General features: G+C 68.9%; 16 protein-coding genes. 6 read left to right on the forward strand and 10 right to left on the reverse strand.

What is annotated here, in order from left to right; all coding sequences use genetic code 11:
• The first annotated feature begins 106 nt into the window (after positions 1-106).
• Positions 107-577: an SRPBCC family protein gene (locus tag HNR09_RS06010; protein ID WP_179541216.1), complete on the forward strand. Its 471-nt coding sequence runs from the start codon at positions 107-109 to the stop codon at positions 575-577.
• A gap of 230 nt (positions 578-807) precedes the next feature.
• Positions 808-1,614 (forward strand): CGNR zinc finger domain-containing protein, encoded by an 807-nt coding sequence (locus tag HNR09_RS06015; RefSeq protein ID WP_246348743.1) that lies wholly within the window; start codon positions 808-810, stop codon positions 1,612-1,614.
• Positions 1,615-1,725: 111 nt separating this feature from the next.
• On the opposite strand, the gene HNR09_RS06020 is transcribed toward HNR09_RS06015, so the two are convergent.
• The 6 genes from HNR09_RS06020 to HNR09_RS06045 form a co-directional block, all read right to left on the reverse strand.
• Positions 1,726-2,109, reverse strand: a complete 384-nt coding sequence (locus HNR09_RS06020) for a hypothetical protein (RefSeq protein ID WP_179541217.1) — start codon at positions 2,107-2,109, stop codon at positions 1,726-1,728.
• 101 nt (positions 2,110-2,210) lie between these two features.
• Entirely contained in the window at positions 2,211-2,774 is a 564-nt protein-coding gene (locus HNR09_RS06025; RefSeq protein ID WP_179541218.1) for a DUF308 domain-containing protein, read from the reverse strand.
• Positions 2,775-2,813: 39 nt separating this feature from the next.
• Complete coding sequence (locus tag HNR09_RS06030) at positions 2,814-4,154, reverse strand: MATE family efflux transporter (protein ID WP_179541219.1); 1,341 nt, start codon at positions 4,152-4,154, stop codon at positions 2,814-2,816.
• Positions 4,155-4,203: 49 nt separating this feature from the next.
• Positions 4,204-5,343, reverse strand: a complete 1,140-nt coding sequence (locus HNR09_RS06035) for a CPBP family intramembrane glutamic endopeptidase (protein WP_179541220.1) — start codon at positions 5,341-5,343, stop codon at positions 4,204-4,206.
• Positions 5,344-5,529: 186 nt separating this feature from the next.
• Positions 5,530-6,333, reverse strand: coding sequence for a hypothetical protein (locus tag HNR09_RS06040; protein ID WP_179541221.1), 804 nt, complete (start codon positions 6,331-6,333; stop codon positions 5,530-5,532).
• 88 nt (positions 6,334-6,421) lie between these two features.
• On the reverse strand, positions 6,422-7,369 hold the full coding sequence (locus tag HNR09_RS06045; protein WP_179541222.1) for an acyl-CoA thioesterase: 948 nt from the start codon (positions 7,367-7,369) through the stop codon (positions 6,422-6,424).
• Positions 7,370-7,722: 353 nt separating this feature from the next.
• Here HNR09_RS06045 and HNR09_RS06050 point away from each other — a divergent pair, with 353 nt between their 5' ends.
• A complete protein-coding gene (locus HNR09_RS06050; RefSeq protein ID WP_179541223.1) occupies positions 7,723-10,932 on the forward strand; it encodes a beta-phosphoglucomutase family hydrolase in 3,210 nt (1,069 codons plus the stop codon).
• Positions 10,933-10,935: 3 nt separating this feature from the next.
• Here the strand turns inward: HNR09_RS06050 and HNR09_RS06055 are convergent, their stop codons facing one another.
• A complete protein-coding gene (locus HNR09_RS06055; protein ID WP_179541224.1) occupies positions 10,936-11,400 on the reverse strand; it encodes a GNAT family N-acetyltransferase in 465 nt (154 codons plus the stop codon).
• Between the two features lie 131 nt (positions 11,401-11,531).
• Here HNR09_RS06055 and HNR09_RS06060 point away from each other — a divergent pair, with 131 nt between their 5' ends.
• The 3 genes from HNR09_RS06060 to HNR09_RS06070 are packed head-to-tail and all read left to right on the forward strand — an operon-like array spanning position 11,532 to position 14,817.
• The gene (locus tag HNR09_RS06060; protein ID WP_179541225.1) at positions 11,532-12,038 is read left to right on the forward strand and encodes a MarR family winged helix-turn-helix transcriptional regulator; all 507 of its coding nucleotides are present in this window, start codon (positions 11,532-11,534) and stop codon (positions 12,036-12,038) included.
• Complete coding sequence (locus tag HNR09_RS06065; protein ID WP_179541226.1) at positions 12,035-12,565, forward strand: TspO/MBR family protein; 531 nt, start codon at positions 12,035-12,037, stop codon at positions 12,563-12,565. The genes HNR09_RS06060 and HNR09_RS06065 overlap by 4 nt, the downstream gene beginning before the upstream one ends.
• Positions 12,566-12,615: 50 nt before the next feature.
• On the forward strand, positions 12,616-14,817 hold the full coding sequence (locus HNR09_RS06070) for an MMPL family transporter (protein WP_179541227.1): 2,202 nt from the start codon (positions 12,616-12,618) through the stop codon (positions 14,815-14,817).
• Here the strand turns inward: HNR09_RS06070 and madM are convergent.
• From madM to HNR09_RS06085, 3 genes are all read right to left on the reverse strand, one after another.
• The gene (gene madM, locus HNR09_RS06075) at positions 14,748-15,509 is read right to left on the reverse strand and encodes a malonate transporter subunit MadM (RefSeq protein ID WP_179541228.1); all 762 of its coding nucleotides are present in this window, start codon (positions 15,507-15,509) and stop codon (positions 14,748-14,750) included. The two genes, HNR09_RS06070 and madM, sit on opposite strands and share 70 nt — an antisense overlap.
• 1 nt (position 15,510) lies before the next feature.
• Positions 15,511-15,912 carry a malonate transporter subunit MadL gene (gene madL, locus HNR09_RS06080; protein WP_179541229.1) on the reverse strand — a complete coding sequence of 134 codons (402 nt, stop codon included), beginning with the start codon at positions 15,910-15,912 and terminating at the stop codon, positions 15,511-15,513.
• Between the two features lie 123 nt (positions 15,913-16,035).
• Positions 16,036-18,963: an AMP-binding protein gene (locus HNR09_RS06085; protein WP_179541230.1), complete on the reverse strand. Its 2,928-nt coding sequence runs from the start codon at positions 18,961-18,963 to the stop codon at positions 16,036-16,038.
• Between the last annotated feature and the right edge of the window lie 27 nt (positions 18,964-18,990).

Here is an 18,990-nt window from a genome sequence, read left to right on the forward strand (position 1 = left end):
TCCAGATTCGCCCGCCCGCTCCGCCGATGCAACTGCGGCCGACGAGGATGACCTCACCCAGATCCATCTCCTGTCCGCTCAGCCAGGTTCGCCGTAGACTGACGCCATGAGCCAGACCCCCGAACCTGTGGACCGCGGAACCCACGTGATCGCCCGGAGGATCCGCGTCGAGGCCTCCGCCGAGGAGCTCTACACGATCATCGCGAACCCGCACAGGCATCACGAACTCGACGGATCCGGCACCGTGCGCACATCCGCGATCGGCCCGAGGGAGCTGCGCCTCGGGGACCGGTTCCGCGTGGACATGCGCAAGTACAGCATCCCCTATGCGTTGACCATGGTCACCACCGCCGCCGAGCCCCATCGAGTCGTGGAGTGGCGCCACCCGGGCGGACACCGCTGGCGGTGGGAGCTCCAGCCCGAGGACGCCGCGACGGTGGTCACCGAGAGCTACGACTACACGGGCCAGCCGGCACCGATGCGGCGGCTGCTCGAGCTCGTCGGCGCCCACCGGGACAATGGGAAGGGGATCGCCGCGTCGCTGCAGCGCGTCCATGATCGCTTCGCGAGGACCTGAGACGGAGGGCTCTGCAGCGCCACACGAGAGGTGCGGATCGCCTCAGGACCGAAAGATCTGAAGGTCGTTTCCTGAGGCAACCATGCGAAAACCTCAGGAACAAGGTGACAGTTCCATCACTTTCAGCCCGTGAGACGTTCATCTCGTTACACTGAGAGGACCCGTTGCACCAGGTGCCGAGGCCGCCGTTTCCGGCCTCCGCACCCTTTCACCTTGTCAGGAGACACTGCATGTTCCACGCAGAGATCAACCGTACCCTGACGGCGGCCGTCAATCTCATGAACACCTCCGAGGGACGTCACAGCGCCAAGCCGGCCTCCGATCAGCTGACCAGCATCGAGAGCCTGCGCAAGTACCTCACCTCCCAGGACTCTGAGCTGAAGTGGCCGTCGTCGAACCTCGACCGTGCACAGGTCGACAAGGTTCGCGAACTGCGCGCCCTCCTCCACCAGATCTGGGGCGCCGCCCCGATCACCAGCACCGAACCGGTGGAGAGGATCAACGCGCTGCTCGAGGGTGTGGGCACGCGTGTGGTCCGCACCTCCGGCGGCGAGGAGCCGCAGTTCCGCTCCGTGCCGATCCCTGTGAGCACCCAGCTCGCCGACGTGATGACTGCCGTCGTCGCCGACGCCCTGCAGTTCATGGTGGTCAATGACGAGACCGGCCGCATGCGCACCTGTCGGGGTGACGACTGTGACGCCGTGATCGTCGATCTCACCCGGAACCGCTCCAAGCTGTTCTGCGACTTCGGCAACTGTGCCAACCGCGCTCACGTGCGGGCCTACCGCGCCCGCCAGGCCGCCCTGCGCGAGGCGGGGCGCCGGGCGCTGGCCGGCGACGGAGCGTCCGAGGCCAAGGACAAGCTCACGAAGCCCAGCGCAGCGGAGAAGGCGGCGCAGATCGAAGAGCCGACCTCCGAGTCTGCGATCGCCGCCAAGGAGTTCCGGGACCGGATGCGCGACGAGCTCCTGGAGAAGCGCGACAAGAAGGACAAGAAGTCCAAGAAGAAGAAGGACAAGAAGAAGGCGAAGAAGTGACCCCCTGAGGGTCACCCGCCGCTGTTGAGCTGGTGAGTTTCCGCCCGAATGCGAGCGTTTCGACGCGTATTCCGGCGGAAACTCACCAGCTCAACGCGTCTCTGGAGGGAGTCAGTCCTCGGCGCGGCCGTAACGGGGCTCTCCACCCTCGGCCTCGCGCGCCTCCTCGGCCTTCCGCCGGGCAGCCTCGGCGCGACGTGCAGCCACCTGTGCGCGGTAGAGCTCCTCGGAGTTCCGGTTGACCCCAGCTCCTGTGGAGAGGTCCTCGGGGTTCTCCCGCGAGGCCAGCTGGAGCATCGAGACCACCAGCAGCGAGATGATGAACACCAGGCCGAAGGCGATGAGCCCCAGGTCCACGCGGGCCGGGTTGTCGGTGCCGCCGGAGGCGGAGATCAAGGTGACGAAGCCGGCGACGAACGCCAGGGCCGCGGAGAAGATCAACGGAGCCTTGACCGACTCGATCAGCGAGCGGCGCTCCTTCTTGTCCTCTGCCACAGGGCTCCTCGTTCCTCGTCAGATGGAATGCTGTTCAGGCCGACTCCGATGCCGACGCCCAGCCATTCTACGCCGTGTAGTAGATCGGGTGCGAGTCCGGATCAGTCGCGTTCCCTGCGGGCCTCATGGACCAGTCCGGCGCCGCTGATCATCAGCAGCACGGCCATGATGATCACTCCCATCCCGGCGATGCCCAGGATGCCATGCACGTCCAGCTGCATGCCCACCAGCAGACTGACACCGGTGAGGGTGCCGACCGCACCCAACAGCACCTGGTCACGGGAGGGCACGAACTCGCGCCGCCCCCGGATCCCGGACACCAGCTCGGCGACGCCCATAGCGACGAAACCGACTCCGGCGATGACGGCGGCGGCCGTCGTCGTCCCCACGAACACCGTGGCGAGACCGGAGAGCACCCAGACCGCCGCACCCAGGGCCAGGGGTCCACGCACCACAGCGGGGACGACCTCCTCATCCTTGGCGTAGTCCCAGACGGCGGTGGCGCCGAGCACGAAGTAGGCGGCCACGGAGACCTTCAGCAGGGTCAGGGTCTCGTCCTGCCAGAAGATCGTGACGACGGCGAAGACGACCGTGATGACCGCGCGGAGCCAGACGGGCCGGATCAGCGCTTCGGCGGTGGGGGCGGGGATTCTCTTCACTGGCACGCAGGCGAGTCTACTCGCTCCACCGGGGCCGTTCAGGACTCAGCGAGACTCCCCGCCGATCATCCATCGGTCGCTGGCCGTCCGCAGACCCAGGGTCAGTGCGCGGGCGCCGATGAACACCACCGCGTAGCCGATCCACAGCCACACCACGGCCTCCACACCAGTCAGGCCGCGGGAGGCGATCCACCACAGGGCGGGGAGGTACAGGGCCAGGTTCACGAGTCCGGCGATCGCGAGGTATCTCACATCCCCGGCGCCCATGAGCACCCCGTCGAGCACGAACACATAGCCGGAGATCGGCTGCGCCAGGGCCACCACGAACAGCGCGGCGGTGATCATCGAGGCCACCTGTGGATCCGGGGTGAACAGGCCGGCCCCGAAGGGCGCAAGCACGGCGATGAGCGCCCCGGTGATCACTCCGAAGCCCAGGCCCCAGAGGATCATGAGGCGGGTCAGTCTGCGGGCGACGTCGAGCCTCTCGGCACCCAGCTCCTTGCCGATGAGCGCCTGAGCGGCGATCGCCAGGGCGTCGAGCACGAAGGCCAGCGTGGAGAACACGACGAAGGTCACCTGATGGGCGGCCAGGGTGTCCGCGCCGAGATCGGTGGCTACCAGCACCGTGGCGACGATGGCGGCACGCAGACTCACGGTGCGCAGCATCATCCAGGAGCCGATGGAGAAGGACCGCCGCAGGCCGATCGGGTCCACGCCCAGGGGCACGCCCTGGGCACGCAGCCGCGGGAGGATGATGACCAGGTAGACGGCGGCCATGCCCCACTGGGCGATGGAGGTGCCCACTGCCGCGCCGGTGACCCCGAGCCCCACCGGATGCACCAGCACCAGGTTCAGGACGATGTTGGCTCCGAAGCCGGCGCCGGCGACGATCAGCGGAGTCGTGGTGTCCTGCATGCCGCGCAGCACCCCAGTGGCGGCGAAGACCAGCAGGATCGCCGGGACCCCCGGCATGGACCACAGCAGGTAGTCCCAGGCGTGGGAGTGCATCGCGCCGTCGCTGCCCATGGCGCCCAGCAGCCGCTCTCCGAAGGCGACGCCGGCGGCGGCCAGCACCGCACCGAGGATCAGCGAGAGCCAGAGCCCGTCACGTCCGGCGGCCAGCGCCTTGGCCATGCGCCCGGCCCCCACGTAGCGGGCGACGGTCGGGGTGGTGGAGTAGGCCAGGAAGATCATCAGCCCGGTGACGGTGTGCATCACGGTGATGCCCAGCGCGGCCCCGGCGAGCTCGTCCACGCCGAGTCGGCCGATGATGGCCGTGTCGGCCAGCAGGAACAGCGGCTCGGCCACCAGCGCCCCCAGGGCGGGGACCGCCAGGGCGAGGATCTGCCGCGGCAGCGGACGTGGATCGGTGGTGGGTGCGCTCATCGATCGTGATCGAACCGCGAGTCAGGGCGCGGCATTCCCCCGGGCACGGTCACAGCAGCCCCAGCGGGCCGGCCAGGGCTCGGGCTGCGGCCAGGATGACTCCGTAGGGTTCGATCCCCTCGAGGTCCTCCAAGAGAGGTGCCAGCCAGTACTGCAAGGTCACGGCCATGCAGTTGTTGAACGCGTGCAGGAGCCACACGAACAGCAGAGATCGGCCGGAGAAGATGTAGGCCAGGGTGAAGACGATCGACATGGTCAGATACGGCACGACAGTCATCAGCACGGCCTGCAGGTCTCCGGCGAACAGCTCGCTGGAGACATGCAGGAAGGCGAAGGGCACCACCGAGATCACGGCGCAGAACCAGATGTTCAGGTGCCGTGAGAGCTTGCCGATCAGCAGGTGCCGAAAGATGTACTCCTCCACCAGGGGCGCCAGCAGACCCAGCACAAGCAGGGCGGCCCAGAACGGGGCAGCCTGAAGCATCGCCTCGATGCCGGCCTGATTCGCGCTGACATCCTGCTCAGCTCCGGTCAGCGCCATGACCAGAGCCATCAGCAGGACGTTGACTCCGACGATGGCCACCCAGAGCCCGGGGATGAGGAAGAGCTTCAGCCACGCGAGGGCATGATGCGTGAAGACCACCAGCGAACGCCACAGCGCCTTGCCCGCGACGGCAAGGATCAGCACGGTGAGGGCCCCGAACGTCAACCCGCTGATGAGGAACTCCAGCCGCGCCTCCTCCGGGGTGAGGCTGATCTCCTCGGCTGGGGAGAAGAGCATGAGAGAGACCAGGCTCACACCCACGACGAGGACGAGATAGGGCACCACCGGGAGCAGGTCCCACCAGAGGAAGCGTCCGGGCCGCGAGTCGGGCTGGCGCCAGACTCCCCGCGAATAGCGGTCCTTGGGGTCCGGGAGGGGCTGGACCCGAGGCTGCGGCACGGGAGCCGGCATCTGCGCGTACGGGCCCTGCGCGTACGGGCCCGGCCACTGAGGATGGGATGCGTAGGGCCCCGGTCGCTGCGGCGAGTTCGGAGGAACATGACCGGCGGGAGGATGACCGTAGAGATGCGGCGCCTGTGGCTGACCATACGGGTGGTCGTACTGGTGCGGCTGGGGGACGGGCTGTGCTGGCTGGTCCCAGCCCGGCTGTCCCTGGCCCTCAGGCTCCTGCGGAGGTGTGCTCATATCGCCCCACCCTAAGAGATGCGGCTGACGCCCACGTCAGCCTCAAGACGTAGTGTGCCGCCGATTCAACCCCGTGCGATGCCGGCGTCGTCATGAGCAACGATGTCGTGAACGTCCCACACGGCTGTGACGAGCGCCCCGCGGGTGATCGGACGACGGCGACGGGCCCGAACCGCGCACTGTCATTCACCCCTGAGCAGGGCCCCAGGCCGGTCCGGCACCGGGCGTCGGCCAGGCCCCCTGCTCGCGACGCCGTCGTCGTCGGATCACCGCCACGATGATGCCGGCGACGAGCAGCCCCAGGCCGATAGTGCCGGCGGCGATGCCGCCGAAGACGCTGCCCAGCACCCCGAACACCCCGCCCATGAGACCCACGAAGTCACCGCCCGGGGCGATCACGATGAACGACTCCCCCTCGGCGACCTGCCCGGGGTCGGCGAACGCCTCGATCTCGACGGTGTGCAGGCCGGACTCATGCGCCGTGTAGCTGTACTGTCCGACGGCGTCGGTGCCGCCCATCGAGGCGGTGGAGCTGATCTGTGCCGGTCCCATGGTGCGCGACTCCCCGCTGGGCGCCGTCACCTCCGGCACGTCGGCCAGTCGCGGAGTGCTCGAGCCCGAGGGCGAGGCCACATAGAGCAGGTAGCTCTCGTCCGCGTCGAGCTGGACCTCCACGGTGATCGGAGGCTCTCCGCTGAACACGGCATCGGATCCCGGCCCGCCGTTCCGGTCCAGGACTCCGAGGGGCACCGTCTGGGTGAACATCAGCGCCGCCATCACGAAAAGCCCCACCGCACCGGCCAGCAGCACGCTTCCGAGGACGATGAGCACCATGGGCAGCGGCCCGCGGGTCGGCTTCGGTGCCGGTGCGCTGTAGAGCGGATACTGGAATGGCTGTGCATACCCCGACTGCGAGGGCCCGTACGGGGGCTGCCCATGGGGCAGCGACCCGTGCGGCTGACCCGGCTGGCCCTCTGGTGGCTGCGTCATGACCGTCCCCTCTCGCCCGCCCTGGGAGCTGTCGATCCTACCCAGACAGGTCAGAGCGAACCAGGGTCGGCGCCCGCGACGCCGGGGATCAGCCGGCGCTGATCAGCGGACTCGGCGAGAGCAGCGTCGCATTGCGCAGATCCCGCAGCCGACGCGCCTTCTCAGCGATCGCGTGGTCCTCATCGGTGATCGGCTGCCAGGAGGTGATGTGACGGGCCGCGCCGGCCCCATCGGGGGCGACCATCACCGGCAACCCATAGGCGACCACCTCAGGGTGCTTCTCCCAGCGTGCCCCGGCACGGACCCGCACCAGCACGTGCATGGACTTCGAGCCGGTGAGCACCAGCCGCGCATCGACCTCCACCAGGTCTCCGGTGGTGATCGGGCGGTAGAACCGCACACCTCCGGTGAGGACGGCGGCGACGTCGCAGCCGCTGTACCGCTCGGCGCAGATCTCGGCCGCCAGGTCGATCCACTTCATCACTGCGCCGCCGCGGATCTTCCCGTCCGGGTACTTCTCCTCCGTCTCGGCCAGGAAGCGCAGGGTCAGCTCCTCCGAGGTGCCCATGTCCTCCGGCATGGAGCTGATGGTCTCCTCCACCTGCCGCCGGAAGACCATCCGCTGAGTGGCGTCCACGGAGCGTCGGCGCTCCAGCTCGGAGCTGGGCTCGAAGGGAGGCACGGGCACGGCCTCACCGTCCTCGCCGACGGCCACATAGATCATGTAGCACTCAGTGCACACCAGCCAGCCCTCCTCGGCGTGCTGGATGAGCACCCGGGTCTGGATGTGCACAGAGGTGCGCCCGGTGTGCACCACCCGGGCCTGCACGCTGACCGGAGTGTCACGCGGCACTGGCTTGGTGAAATGCATGTTTCCGACGTAGGAGGTCACGCAGGCCGTGCGGGTCCAGGAGGCCGCGCAGGCGTAGGCGGTCTTGTCGATCCAGTCCACGATGACGCCGCCGGCCACCGTGGTCTCCTTGGAGGTCCCCTTGACCTCTCGGAATGTCAGTTCGATCGTGCTGCGCCGCGCCATGCCATGACGCTAGCATCACCGGCGCCACGGCGGGAGGGGACGCCCTGGCATCGGCCTGCGCTGCGCGCCGCCAGCGCCCCCACTCCGAATGTGACCAGAGACCCAGGGACATATATCCTGCTGACCCTGTGGCCGGATCCCCGAACCTGCTTAGGATGGATCCGAGCCAAGACCAGCCCGGCGTCCGTGAGACGCCGCCGAGGCACCAGGCCCTGCGTGGGCACATGCCGCCGGTACGGCACGAGGAAGACCTCAGCTCAGCATCACGACCCCAGCATCGGCCCCTGCCCGCCGACTCTCCGTCCTGAACGCCGACCTGATCACCCTGCCCCCACAGTCCACGCGAGGTATCCATGCACCCGTTCGAGAACCCCTTCCGGCACAGCGCCGAGGCCAAGCGCCACGCGCTGCGCCATTTCCGTGCCATCCTCTTCGACATGGACGGCGTCGTCACCGACACTGCGGGAGTCCACGCCAACGCCTGGAAGGAGCTCTTCGACACCGCTCTGGGGGAGATCACCGGGGAGCCGCAGCCGGAGTTCACCGACGAGGACTACCTCAACTTCGTCGACGGCCGTCCGCGCGAGGACGGCGTGCGCACCTTCCTGCAGGCCCGCAACGTCTTCGTGCCCGAGGGCGAGCCCGGCGACACGGCCGACCAGCTCACCGTCAACGGCCTGGCCGCCCGCAAGCAAGGCTTCTTCGAGACCGTGCTGGCCCGCGACGGCGTCGAGGTCTTCGAGACCACGGTGGAACTGGTGCACCAGCTGCGCGAGGACGGGATCCCCACGGCGCTGGTCACCTCCTCGCGCAACGGCCGCGACGTGCTCGAGGTCGCCGGACTGCTCGACGCCTTCTCCGTGATCGTCGACGGCACCGACGCGCTGGAGATGTCCCTGCCCGGCAAGCCGAACCCGGCCATGTTCCTGCAGGCCTCGAAGCTGATGCGCGTGGAGCCCCAGGACTCCATCGTCATCGAGGACGCCGCCTCCGGGGTGCAGGCCGGGAATCGCGGGAACTACGGGATGGTCCTGGGGCTCAACCGCGGGGACGACCCGCACCGGCTGAAGGAGGCCGGGGCGGACGTCGTCGTCACCGACCTGGCCATGATGAATCTGGCCACCCGCACCACCAAGCCCTTCGACCCTGACTGGGTGCTCGCCTACGACGACTTCGACCCCAAGGAGGAGCCCACCAGGGAGGCGCTGTGCACCCTGGCCAACGGCTACTGGGGCACGCGCGGCTCGGTGCCGGGCACCGCCGCCGACGCCACCCACTACCCGGGCACCTACCTCGCCGGCGTCTTCAACCGGCTCGAGACCGACATCATGGGCAGGACGGTGGAGACCGAGCACATGGTCAACGCCCCGGACTGGACCTCCCTGCAGGTCACCCCGGAGGCCGGAAACCTGCTGGTGCCCGGCTCGCCCGAGCTGATCGACTACCGCCAGGAGCTGGACATGCGCCGCGGGCTGCTCACCCGCGTGGCCCGCTACCAGGACCTCCACGGTCGCCGCACCCGGGTGACCACCCGTCAGTTCCAGTCCATGGCCGGCGTGCAGCTGGCCGCACTGGAGATGGAGATCGAGGCGGAGAACTGGTCCGGCAACGTCACTGTGCGCTCGATGATCGACGGCCGGGTCGCCAACCGCAACGTCGCCGCCGACCGCGAGCTCGCCGGCCACCACCTCGACCCGGTGGACTCCCGGGAGATCGACGGCGAGACGGTGCTGTTGGAGACCATGACCAACCAGTCGCAGGTGCGCCTCGCCATCGCCACCCGCACCTCGGTGATCTCCGACGGAGGCAGCAGCCCGATGCGTCGGCCGGTCTCCGAGGGCGAGCTCGTCGCCGGACACGACATCTCCGTGAGCCTGGAGGCCGGCCGGCAGATCAAGCTGGAGAAGATCGCCGCCGTCGCGAACTCCCACGACCACGCGATCTCCACTGTGTGGCACTCGGCGGTCAAGCGGGTGCAGCGGGCCTCCTGCTTCCGCACTCTGCTGACGTACCACGAGGAGATGTGGGGCGTGCTGTGGCATCGCTTCGCCGTCTCCATCGGCTCCAGGAGCTCCCGCCAGCAGATGGCGCTGAACCTGCACACGTTCCACGTGCTGCAGACCGCCTTCGGCGCCCGGCGCGACCTCGACGCCGGCGTCGGCGCCCGGGGCCTGCACGGCGAGGGGTACCGGGGCCACCTGTTCTGGGACGAGATGTTCGTCTACCCGATGCTGACGCTGCGCCGCCCGGAGCTGACCCGTGGGCTGCTGATGTACCGCTTCCACCGCCTCGGGGAAGCCCGGGCCATGGCGCGCGCCGAGGGCCATGCCGGAGCGATGTTCCCTTGGCAGGCCGGCTCCGACGGACGCGAGGAGACGCCCACCGAACTGTGGAACCCTCGCTCCCAGATGTGGATGCCGGACAACTCCCACCGGCAGCGGCATGTCTCCCTGGCGATCGCCTATTCGGTGCTGCAGTACTTCGAGACCACGCAGGACTACACGTTCCTGGCCGACAACGGCGCGGAGATGCTGGTGGAGATCAGCCGCTTCTTCGTCTCGCTGACCTCCTACGACGCCGAGGCGGACCGGTACGACATCGACGGTGTCATGGGCCCTGACGAGTACCACGACGGCTACCCGGACTCCCCGGGCTCGGGCCTGCGGAACAACGCCTACACCAACGTGCTGACCTCCTGGATGCTGCGGCACACCGCCCGCCTGGTCCGCGAGCTCGACTCCCGGGACGACCCGCTGTCCGAATGGCTGGACATCTTCGAGGACGAGCTGGACCACTGGGAGCACATCTCCCGGAGGATGCGCGTGCCGTTCCACGAGGACGGCGTCATCAGCCAGTTCGACGGCTACGAGGACCTGCTGGAGTTCGATTGGGAGGGATACAAAGCCAAGTACGGCAACATCGGCCGGCTGGACCTGATCCTGCAGGCCGAAGGCGATGCGACCAATCGGTACAAGCTCTCCAAGCAGGCCGACGTGCTGATGCTGTGCTACCTCTTCTCCTCCGAGGAGCTCATCGACATCATGGGGCACATGGGCTACGAGGTACCGATCGAGGACTTCGGCAAGACCATCGAGTATTACCTGGCCCGCTCATCCCACGGCTCGACGCTCTCCCGCCTGGTGCATGGCTGGGTGGCCGCACGCTTCGACCGCTCCGGTTCCTGGAACCTGTTCAAGGAGGCGTTGGAGGCCGACCTCTCCGACACCCAGGGCGGCACCACCCGCGAGGGCATCCACCTGGGGGCGATGGCCGGAACCGTGGACATGGTGCTGCGCTGCTACGCCGGCGTCGAGACCCGTGCCGACGCTCTGTGGCTCCACCCGCTGCTTCCCGACGAGCTGCCGGAGGCCACCTTCCGGATGCGGTACCGCAATCAGCCCATCGTGGTGCACATGGACCACGAGAACGTCACCCTGACGCTGTCCGGGGGTTCGGCCGAGCCGATCGACGTCAACGTGGAGGGCAAGCGCAAGCAGCTCAGCCCCGGTGAGGTCTGGACCGTGCCCCTGGAGCACCAGGCCCGGGTCTACGCGAAGACCTGAGTCTCAGCCGATCCCGAGGTTCAGCGTCATGAAGACGCTGTGCGGGTCCTCGGTGTAGTCACCGAATGGCGGGCATTCGGCGAAGCCGTGCCGAGCGTAGAGGCGGCGGGCGGGGGCGAAGTGGTCCTCCGTGCCGGTCTCCAGGCTCAGCCGGCGGATCCCCCGCGCCCGGGCCTCGGTGATGAGGTGCTCCAGCATGGCGGTGGCCACCCCGCGCCCCCGGGCGACGACGGCGGTGCGCATCGCCTTGATCTCGGCCTCCCCGGACTCATGCCCGGCGAGCGCGCCGCAGCCGAGCAGCTCGCCCTGGTCCCAGGCGGTCCAGAACGTCACGCCCGCGGTGCGCAGGTCCTCCACCCCGAGGGCGTGCACGCTCTCGGGCGGGGAGGTCTCGTGCATCTCGCGCAGGTGCTCGGCGATCAGGGACTGGACCTCCGGCGCGCTGAGGTCATCGGTGCGGATCTGCATGGCACCAGTGTGCGCCGTCGAGGGTTTCACACGCGTTTCACAGGTGCTGCACTCCTTCTCCGCCCCTCCATGATCCACCAGAATTGACAACTAGCTAGATTATCTAGTCAAATAGGCGGCATGGAGAAGCCATGACCCAGCCGCCCGCCCCCGGCGGGCCCCGGACCGAGGTGCTGCGCACCCTCGAGGCCGTGCAGGTGCTCAGCGACTCCATGGAGCGCATGCACAACACCCTCAAGGGCCCCATGGAGATGAACCCCTCAGACGTGGCCGCGCTGCGGATGCTGGTGATCCGCGAGCGTCAGGGGCAGCCGGTCACGCCTCAGGACATCGCGCGCCACCTGCAGATCTCCACGGCCTCGGCCACCGTGCTGGTCGATCGGCTGGTGGACGCCGGCCACGCGCGGCGGCGCCCCCACCCCCGTGACCGTCGCTCCCGTGTCGTGGAACTCACCGACCTGGCTCGCCGCTCCTTCCAGCACCACTTCGGCGCACGACTGGCCGCCATGCGAGAGGTCATCGACGCTCGCGACGACGAGGAGCTCCAGCTCATCGCCGAGTTCCTCACCGCACTGGCGGACTCGATGGTCGCCCCGTTGCCGGAAGCCACCACAGCCCCACCCCAGGAGAACTCATGACGGCACACCCCACGGACACTGCCACACGCCGGCCAGGCCTGGCCGCCCAGCTCCTCGCACTTCTGGTGCTCCTCGCCATCCCGGTGGGAGTGGGGTTCCTGGGCAGCGCCCTGACCTCCGAGCAGGTCGACGGCTGGTACGCCCAGGCCGACGTCGCCCCATGGAACCCGCCGAACTGGGTCTTCGGACCCGTGTGGACGGTGCTCTACCTGATGATGGGACTCGCAGCCTGGCTGGTATGGCGGGAACGTGCCGCCCCCGGACGCTCCCGCGCCCTGAGCCTCTTCGCAGTCCAGCTGGTGCTCAACGGCCTGTGGACCCCGATCTTCTTCGGCGCATACCCGCTCTGGGGCTCCGCGGCGCTGTGGCTGGCCTTCGCCGTCATCGTGGCGATGATCGCCGCCGTCGGGCTGACAGTGCAGGCGTTCCGCCGCGTGCACGGCCTGGCCTCCGTGCTGCTGCTGCCGTATCTGGTGTGGATCCTCTACGCGTCCACGCTGAACCTCTACATCGCGGTCATGAACTGACCCCTCTTCCCTCTCCATCCCGACCTTCCCCACACAGAACAGGGCCTTCGATGCTGCACGCCGCCGATCCCTCCCGCCTCTCCCACCGTTCCCGCTGGGGTCGACGGCTGCTCCTGCCGGTGGTCCTCGTCCTGGCCTGGCTGGCGTGGACCGGTGCTGGCGGCCCCACGTTCGGGGCGATCTCCGAGGTCACCACCGATGACCAGGCCACCTTCCTCCCGGCCGATGCCGAGTCCACCAGAGCCGCTGAGCTCCGGGAGCAGTTCGCCGACTCCGATGCTGTGCCGGCCACGGTCATCGCAGAGCACGACGGCGGCACCTCCGGTTCGCTGGACGAGGCCGCCATGGGCGAGGCCGCTGAGTTGGTGTCCACCCTCGAGGGGTTGGACGGGGTGACCGACGTCATCGGGCCGGTGCCTGCGGAGGACTCCGGCGCGGTGCAGCTGATCGTACTGCTGGCCGAGGACGCCGTCGACGACGGCGCAGTGGACGCTCTGCGCGCCACCGTCGCCGGGGAGCTGGACGAGGCGGCGTGGTCGGCCCATGTCACGGGCCCGGCGGCACTGTCCACCGATCTCTCCGAAGCCTTCGCCGGCATCGACGGGATGCTCCTGCTGGTGGCGGTGGCCGCGGTGTTCCTGATCCTGATCGTGGTCTACCGCTCACCGTTCCTCCCCCTGCTGGTGCTGCTCTCCTCAGTGGGGGCGCTGTGCGCGGCGATCACCGTGGTCTACCTGATGGCTCGACTGGAGTGGATCCAGCTCAACGGCCAGGTGCAGGGGATCCTGTCGATCCTGGTGATCGGTGCGGCCACGGACTACTCGCTGCTGCTGGTGGCCCGCTACCGGGAGGAGCTGCTGCGTGCAGCTGACCGGCACGCCGCCCTGTGGACCGCCCTGAAGCGCTCCACTCCACCGATTTTGGCTTCCGGAGGCACGGTGGCCGTCGCGCTGATGTGCCTGCTCTTCTCGGATCTGAACTCCAACCGCGCGCTCGGCCCGGTGGCCGCGGCGGGCATCGTCTTCGCCATGGTCGCCACGCTGAGTTTCCTGCCCGCGCTGCTCGCCCTGACCGGCAGACGCGTCTTCTGGCCGCGAGTCCCCCTCCCCGAGGGTCTTCACGCCGACGACACCGCCGCCGAGCAGACCCCCTCCCGGGGGGTGTGGGCCCGGGTGGCCACGTGGGTGGGCGCCCACCCCCGCCCGATCTGGGTGGTCGTCACCCTGGTGCTCCTGGTGGGCGCGGCCGGCGTGACCCAGCTGCGCGCCGACGGCATCGACCAGTCCGAGGTGGTGCTGGGCGAGACGGACACCAAGGCCGGCCAGACCATGCTGGAGAAGCACTTCGACGCGGGCATCGGTGCCCCCACGGAGATCTTCGTCCCGACGGCGGAGGCCGATCGGGCGCTCGAGCTGGTCGCCGGCGTCGAGGGAGTGGCCGAGGCCCACCTGGTGGACGCCGACGGCGCTCCCGCCGGGGATCTCGCGGAGGCCCAGGAGGTGGACGGGCAGGTGGAGATCTCCGCGACCCTGGACTCAGCCGCCGACTCCTCTGAGGCCGAGTCCGCCGTCGTCGCGCTGCGCGACCAGCTGGACGCCCTGGAGGGGGAGGCTTTGGTGGGCGGCACCACCGCCACTCAGCTGGACACCAACACCACGGCTCAGCGGGACCTGATGGTGATCATCCCGATCGTGCTGGTCGCGATCCTGGTGATCCTCATGGTGCTGCTGCGCTCCGTGGTGGCGCCGGTGATTCTGGTGGTCGCCACCGTTTTGTCCTATCTGACCGCACTGGGAGTCTCCGCGCTGGTGTTCAACCACCTGTTCGGCTTCCCCGGAGCGGACCCCACGGTCCCGCTGTTCGGCTTCATGTTCCTGGTGGCCCTCGGCGTCGACTACACCATCTTCCTGATGACCCGTGCTCGCGAGGAGGCTCTGCGGGGGGACTCTCGTGAGGGCCTGCTTCATGCCCTGGTCGTCACCGGCGGGGTGATCACCTCGGCCGGACTGGTGCTCGCGGCGACCTTCGCCGCCCTGGCCGTGCTGCCACTGATGTTCATGGTGCAGCTGGCTTTCCTGGTCGCCCTCGGCGTGCTGATCGACACGTTCGTCGTGCGGACCTTGCTGGTGCCGGCGATCGGCGTGGAGCTGGGCCGACGGATGTGGTGGCCCTCCCGACTGGCTCAGCCGGCGATCGCCCGCAGCACCACGTACAGCACAGAAGGGCCGAGCAGACACCCCACACCCGTGTAGAAGGTGGCGGTCATCGCCCCATAGGGCACCAGCCGCTTGTCGGTGGCGGCCAGCCCACCGGCCACCCCGGAGGTCGTGCCCATCAGCCCGCCGTAGGCCATCGCCGACTTGGGGTTGTTCAGCCCGATGAACGGTGCGATCAACGGCGTGCCGACCATGACCACCACGGCCTTGACCAGCCCGGCCGCCACAGAGAGCGCGATGACGTCCGAGCTGGCGCCCACGGCCGTGCCGGTCACCGGTCCGACGATGTAGGTCGCCGCTCCGGAGCCGATGGTCGCCATGGACTCCGGGTCTGTATAGCCGAAGGCCGCGGCGACAGCGGCCCCGACCGCGAACGAGACCAGCACGCCCAGGATGATGGAGAGCGCCCCGGCCAGTCCTGCACGCTTGATCTCCTGGAGGTCCACCCCATAGGCGGTAGAGACGATGGCGAAATCCCGCAGCATCGCCCCACCCATCAGCCCGAGCCCGCTGAAGATGGCGATGTCGGCCATCCCGGCCTCGCCGCCGGTGACGGAGCCTCCCCACCAGGCCAGCACCAGCCCCAGCATGATCGCGATCGCGCTGCCCTGCAGACGCCCACGGGTCATGGTCTTCGACAGCCAGCCGGAGACCATCATGAGCCCGCCGATGACCACGAAGGCCACCAGAAGGTCGTTGCGCTCGAAGACGGAGACGATCAGATCCATCTCAGACCTCCTGCTTCTCGGCCTCGGTGAGCGGGGGCAATGGCTCGGCCCGCTCCCCGACCCTGGAGAGCACCGGCACGAGGGCCGCACCGGCCGCGAGCGCCCCCAGCCCAGCGAGGATGGCCATCGGACCGCCGGCCAGGGCCTCGACCACGTTCTGCGTGGATGCCATGGCGATGACGATGGGGATGTACATCGCGGACCAGAACAGCACCCCCTGTTCGGAGGCGGGCGGGAACTTCCCGCTGCGCCGCAGCTTGTCGGTGACCAGCACCAGCATGATCATGGCGAAGCCGACTCCGCCGACGTTCGCCTCGACGCCGACGACGACGCCGAGCGCCTCACCGACGAGCATGCCGACCAGCATGCACAGCGCCAGCGCTGCCACTCCATAGAGGACCATGGTCTTCTCCTGTATCGTGGTTCCGCTTCTGTCCGGTTCCGCATCGAGTGGCCGAGAATCACGGCATCTCAGGCCCCGACACGGCGTGTCGGAGGGAAGATGCCGTCAGGTGTGGCCACTCGATCAGGCGGTGAAGAGCTCCGCGTACCGCTTCCGCAGCTCGGCCTTCTGCACCTTGCCCATCACATTGCGCGGCAGGGCGTCGACGATCTCGACGGCCCGCGGCTGCTTGAACCGCGCCAGATCATCGCTGATCGCGGCGAGGATCCCCTGCGGCTCGGGGGAGCTCCCGGGCTGGGGCACGACGACGGCCACCACGGTCTCCCCGAAGTCAGAGTGGGGCACGCCGATCACCGCCGACTCGGCGACTCCGTCGACGGCGTCGATGAGTTCCTCGATCTCCTTGGGGTAGATGTTGTAGCCTCCGGAGATCACCAGGTCCTTGTCCCGGCCCACGATGCACAGGTACCCGTCCTCGTCGATGCGCCCGAGGTCCCCGGTGATGAAGAAGCCGTCCTCGCGGAACTCGGAGGCGGTCTTCTCCGGCATCCGCCAGTACTCGGCGAACACGTTGGGGCCACGGACCTCCACCAGGCCGACCTCTCCGTCCGGGACCTCGGCGCCGGTCTCCCGCTCGGTGATGCGGATCTGGACTCCGGGGAAGGGACGGCCCACGGTGCCGGGCTTGCGGGCGCCGTCGTAGGGGTTGGTCGTGTTCATGCCCGTCTCGGTCATCCCGTAGCGCTCCAGGATGGCGTGACCGGTGGCGGCTTCGAATGCCTCGTGGTCCGCGGCCAGCAGCGGCGCCGAGCCGGAGACGAAGAGTCGCATCGCGGCGCAGGTCTGGGGAGTGAGCCGGTCCGACTTCAGCAGCCGTGTGTAGAAGGTCGGGACCCCCATCAGCACCGTGGAGGTGGGCATCAGGTCAAGGATCGCCTCGGCGTCGAACGTCGGCAGCCAGTGCATGGAGGCTCCCGCCACCAGCGTCATGTTGGCGGCCACGAAGAGCCCATGGATGTGGAAGATCGGCAGAGCGTGGATGAGCCTGTCCTGATCGGTGTACCGCCATGCCTCCAGCAGCGCCTGGCAGTTGGAGGCCAGGTTGCCGTGAGTCAGCACCGCACCCTTGGAGCGGCCCGTGGTGCCTGAGGTGTAGAGGATCGAGGCGGGCGTGTCGGCGTCAGGCTGGAAGGACTCATCAGCGGTGGTCTCCGAGGAGAGCAGCGTGCCCTCCCCGCCGGCGCCGAGGGTCTCGATCACCAGCGCGACCTCCCCCGCACGGTCTCCCCCGCCGGTCCGGGCGGCATGTTCCTGCTGGCGCTCCGGGGAGCAGACCAGCACGCGGGGCTCGGCGTCACCGAGGAAGTAGTCCATCTCCTTGCCGGTGTAGGCGGTGTTCAGCGGCAGGAAGATCCCGCCGACGCGCAGGACGGCCAGGTACAGGGCCAGCGCTTCCGGAGACTTCTCCACCTGGGCGGCGACGCGGTCACCGGGCTCGACGCCGTCAGCGAGCAGCCGGGCCGCGATGCGCCGCACCGTGTGCTCGGTCTCCGCATAGGTGAGGGTGCCGCCGTCGGGCAGGTGGAAGAGCACCTTGTCCGGCTGGCGGGCCGCCTGGGCCTCGAAGGAGCGGTGGATCGGGGTGAAGGCGTCGGCCATGGAGGCAGGTCCTCTCGGGTCGTCTGGGCGGGTGGCCTCGGGGCGAGTCGTGTCTGGGCGGGTGGCGTCGGCGAGCTCGGCGAGCGGACCGTCCACCGCCACGCGACGGTGGCGCACGAAGTCCTCGTGGCGCCGCTCCAACTCATCGGGCTCATAGCGGTAGGTGATCATCGCTCCGTAGGACTGGGCGAGGGCGGCGGCCGAATCGTGGGCAGGCCAGTGCAGCTGCCAGGCCGCCGCACCGTTGCCCAGGTGGAACCGGGCCACCGGGTCCACCGGTCTGCCGTCCGCACGACGCTCCTCGGTGATGTACCGAGTCAGGGCCGGCAGCAGTCGCTCGCGCAGTGCGGCCTCTGCGCCGTCCTCGCCCGAAACCTCCGCAAGCGGGCTCTCCTCGACCGCCGCGGCCAGATCGATGGCCAGCTTCAGCAGCTCCGGGTCGTCCTGGGACTCCAGCCAGCGGCGGAATCCCGGGATCGGCGAGAGCGTCACGAACTGCTCCAGGTGCGGCAGCTGCTGATTGACCTGTTCGATGACCTGCTTGATGAGGAAGCTGCCGAAGGAGATCCCGGCCAGCCCCTCCAGCGCATTGTTGATCGAGTACAGCGCCGCAGTGTCGGCCCTGGCCGGGTTCAGCGCCGGACCGGAGTCCAGCAGCGGCCCCACACGACGAGGGATGCCGTCCACCAGGGCGACCTCCACGAAGATCAGCGGCACCTCCCCGGTGGCGGGGTGGAAGAACGCGTAGCAGCGGCGATCCCGGGGCTGCAGGCGGCGTCGCAGCTCGGCGCGGTCAGCCATCGGGTGGACCTTCTCGAAGCGCAGCAGGTGCTGGTGGAGCTCCTTGGGGGAATCCCAGGTGATCTCCTCCATGCGCAGGAAGCCCCGATTGAACCAGGAGACCAGCAGATGGCGGAAGTCGTGGTCCAGCGGACGCAGCTCGGGATGGGCGGGCAGCAGCCGGCGCAGATCGGCACGCATGTCCACCAGCGCGCGGGTGGCGTCCGGAGCGTGGTTCATCCGACGCAGCAGCTGCTGCCGGGCCGGTTCGACGACGTCGAACAGCTGGGTCAGCGCCTGCTGGCGGTCCTGCCCCACGGCCTGCTCCCACTGCTGATAGGCGGCGCGGACGGCGTCGTCGTCGGCCCCGTGGGCCTCCACCACGTGGGTGAAGAAGACGAGCCGGGCGGCGTCGTCGAGCTGGCGATAGGCCTGCAGCCCACGGGCGGCGACGGCGCGCAGCGAGGCCTCGCCGATGTCGCTCATCAGCACCTCGCAGGCGGCGATGAGCTGGTCCAGCGGTGGAGCCTCGGGTTCGGGGTGAGCGTCGCCGCGGCGGCGTCGCAGGATGCGGAAAAGGTCCGCGAGCAGCCAGCCGTCGTGCCGTGCCATGCCGTTCCTCCCTCGGAGGGTCGTGGA

Source organism: Nesterenkonia xinjiangensis (genome assembly GCF_013410745.1).
GTDB classification, from domain to species: Bacteria; Actinomycetota; Actinomycetes; order Actinomycetales; family Micrococcaceae; genus Nesterenkonia; species Nesterenkonia xinjiangensis.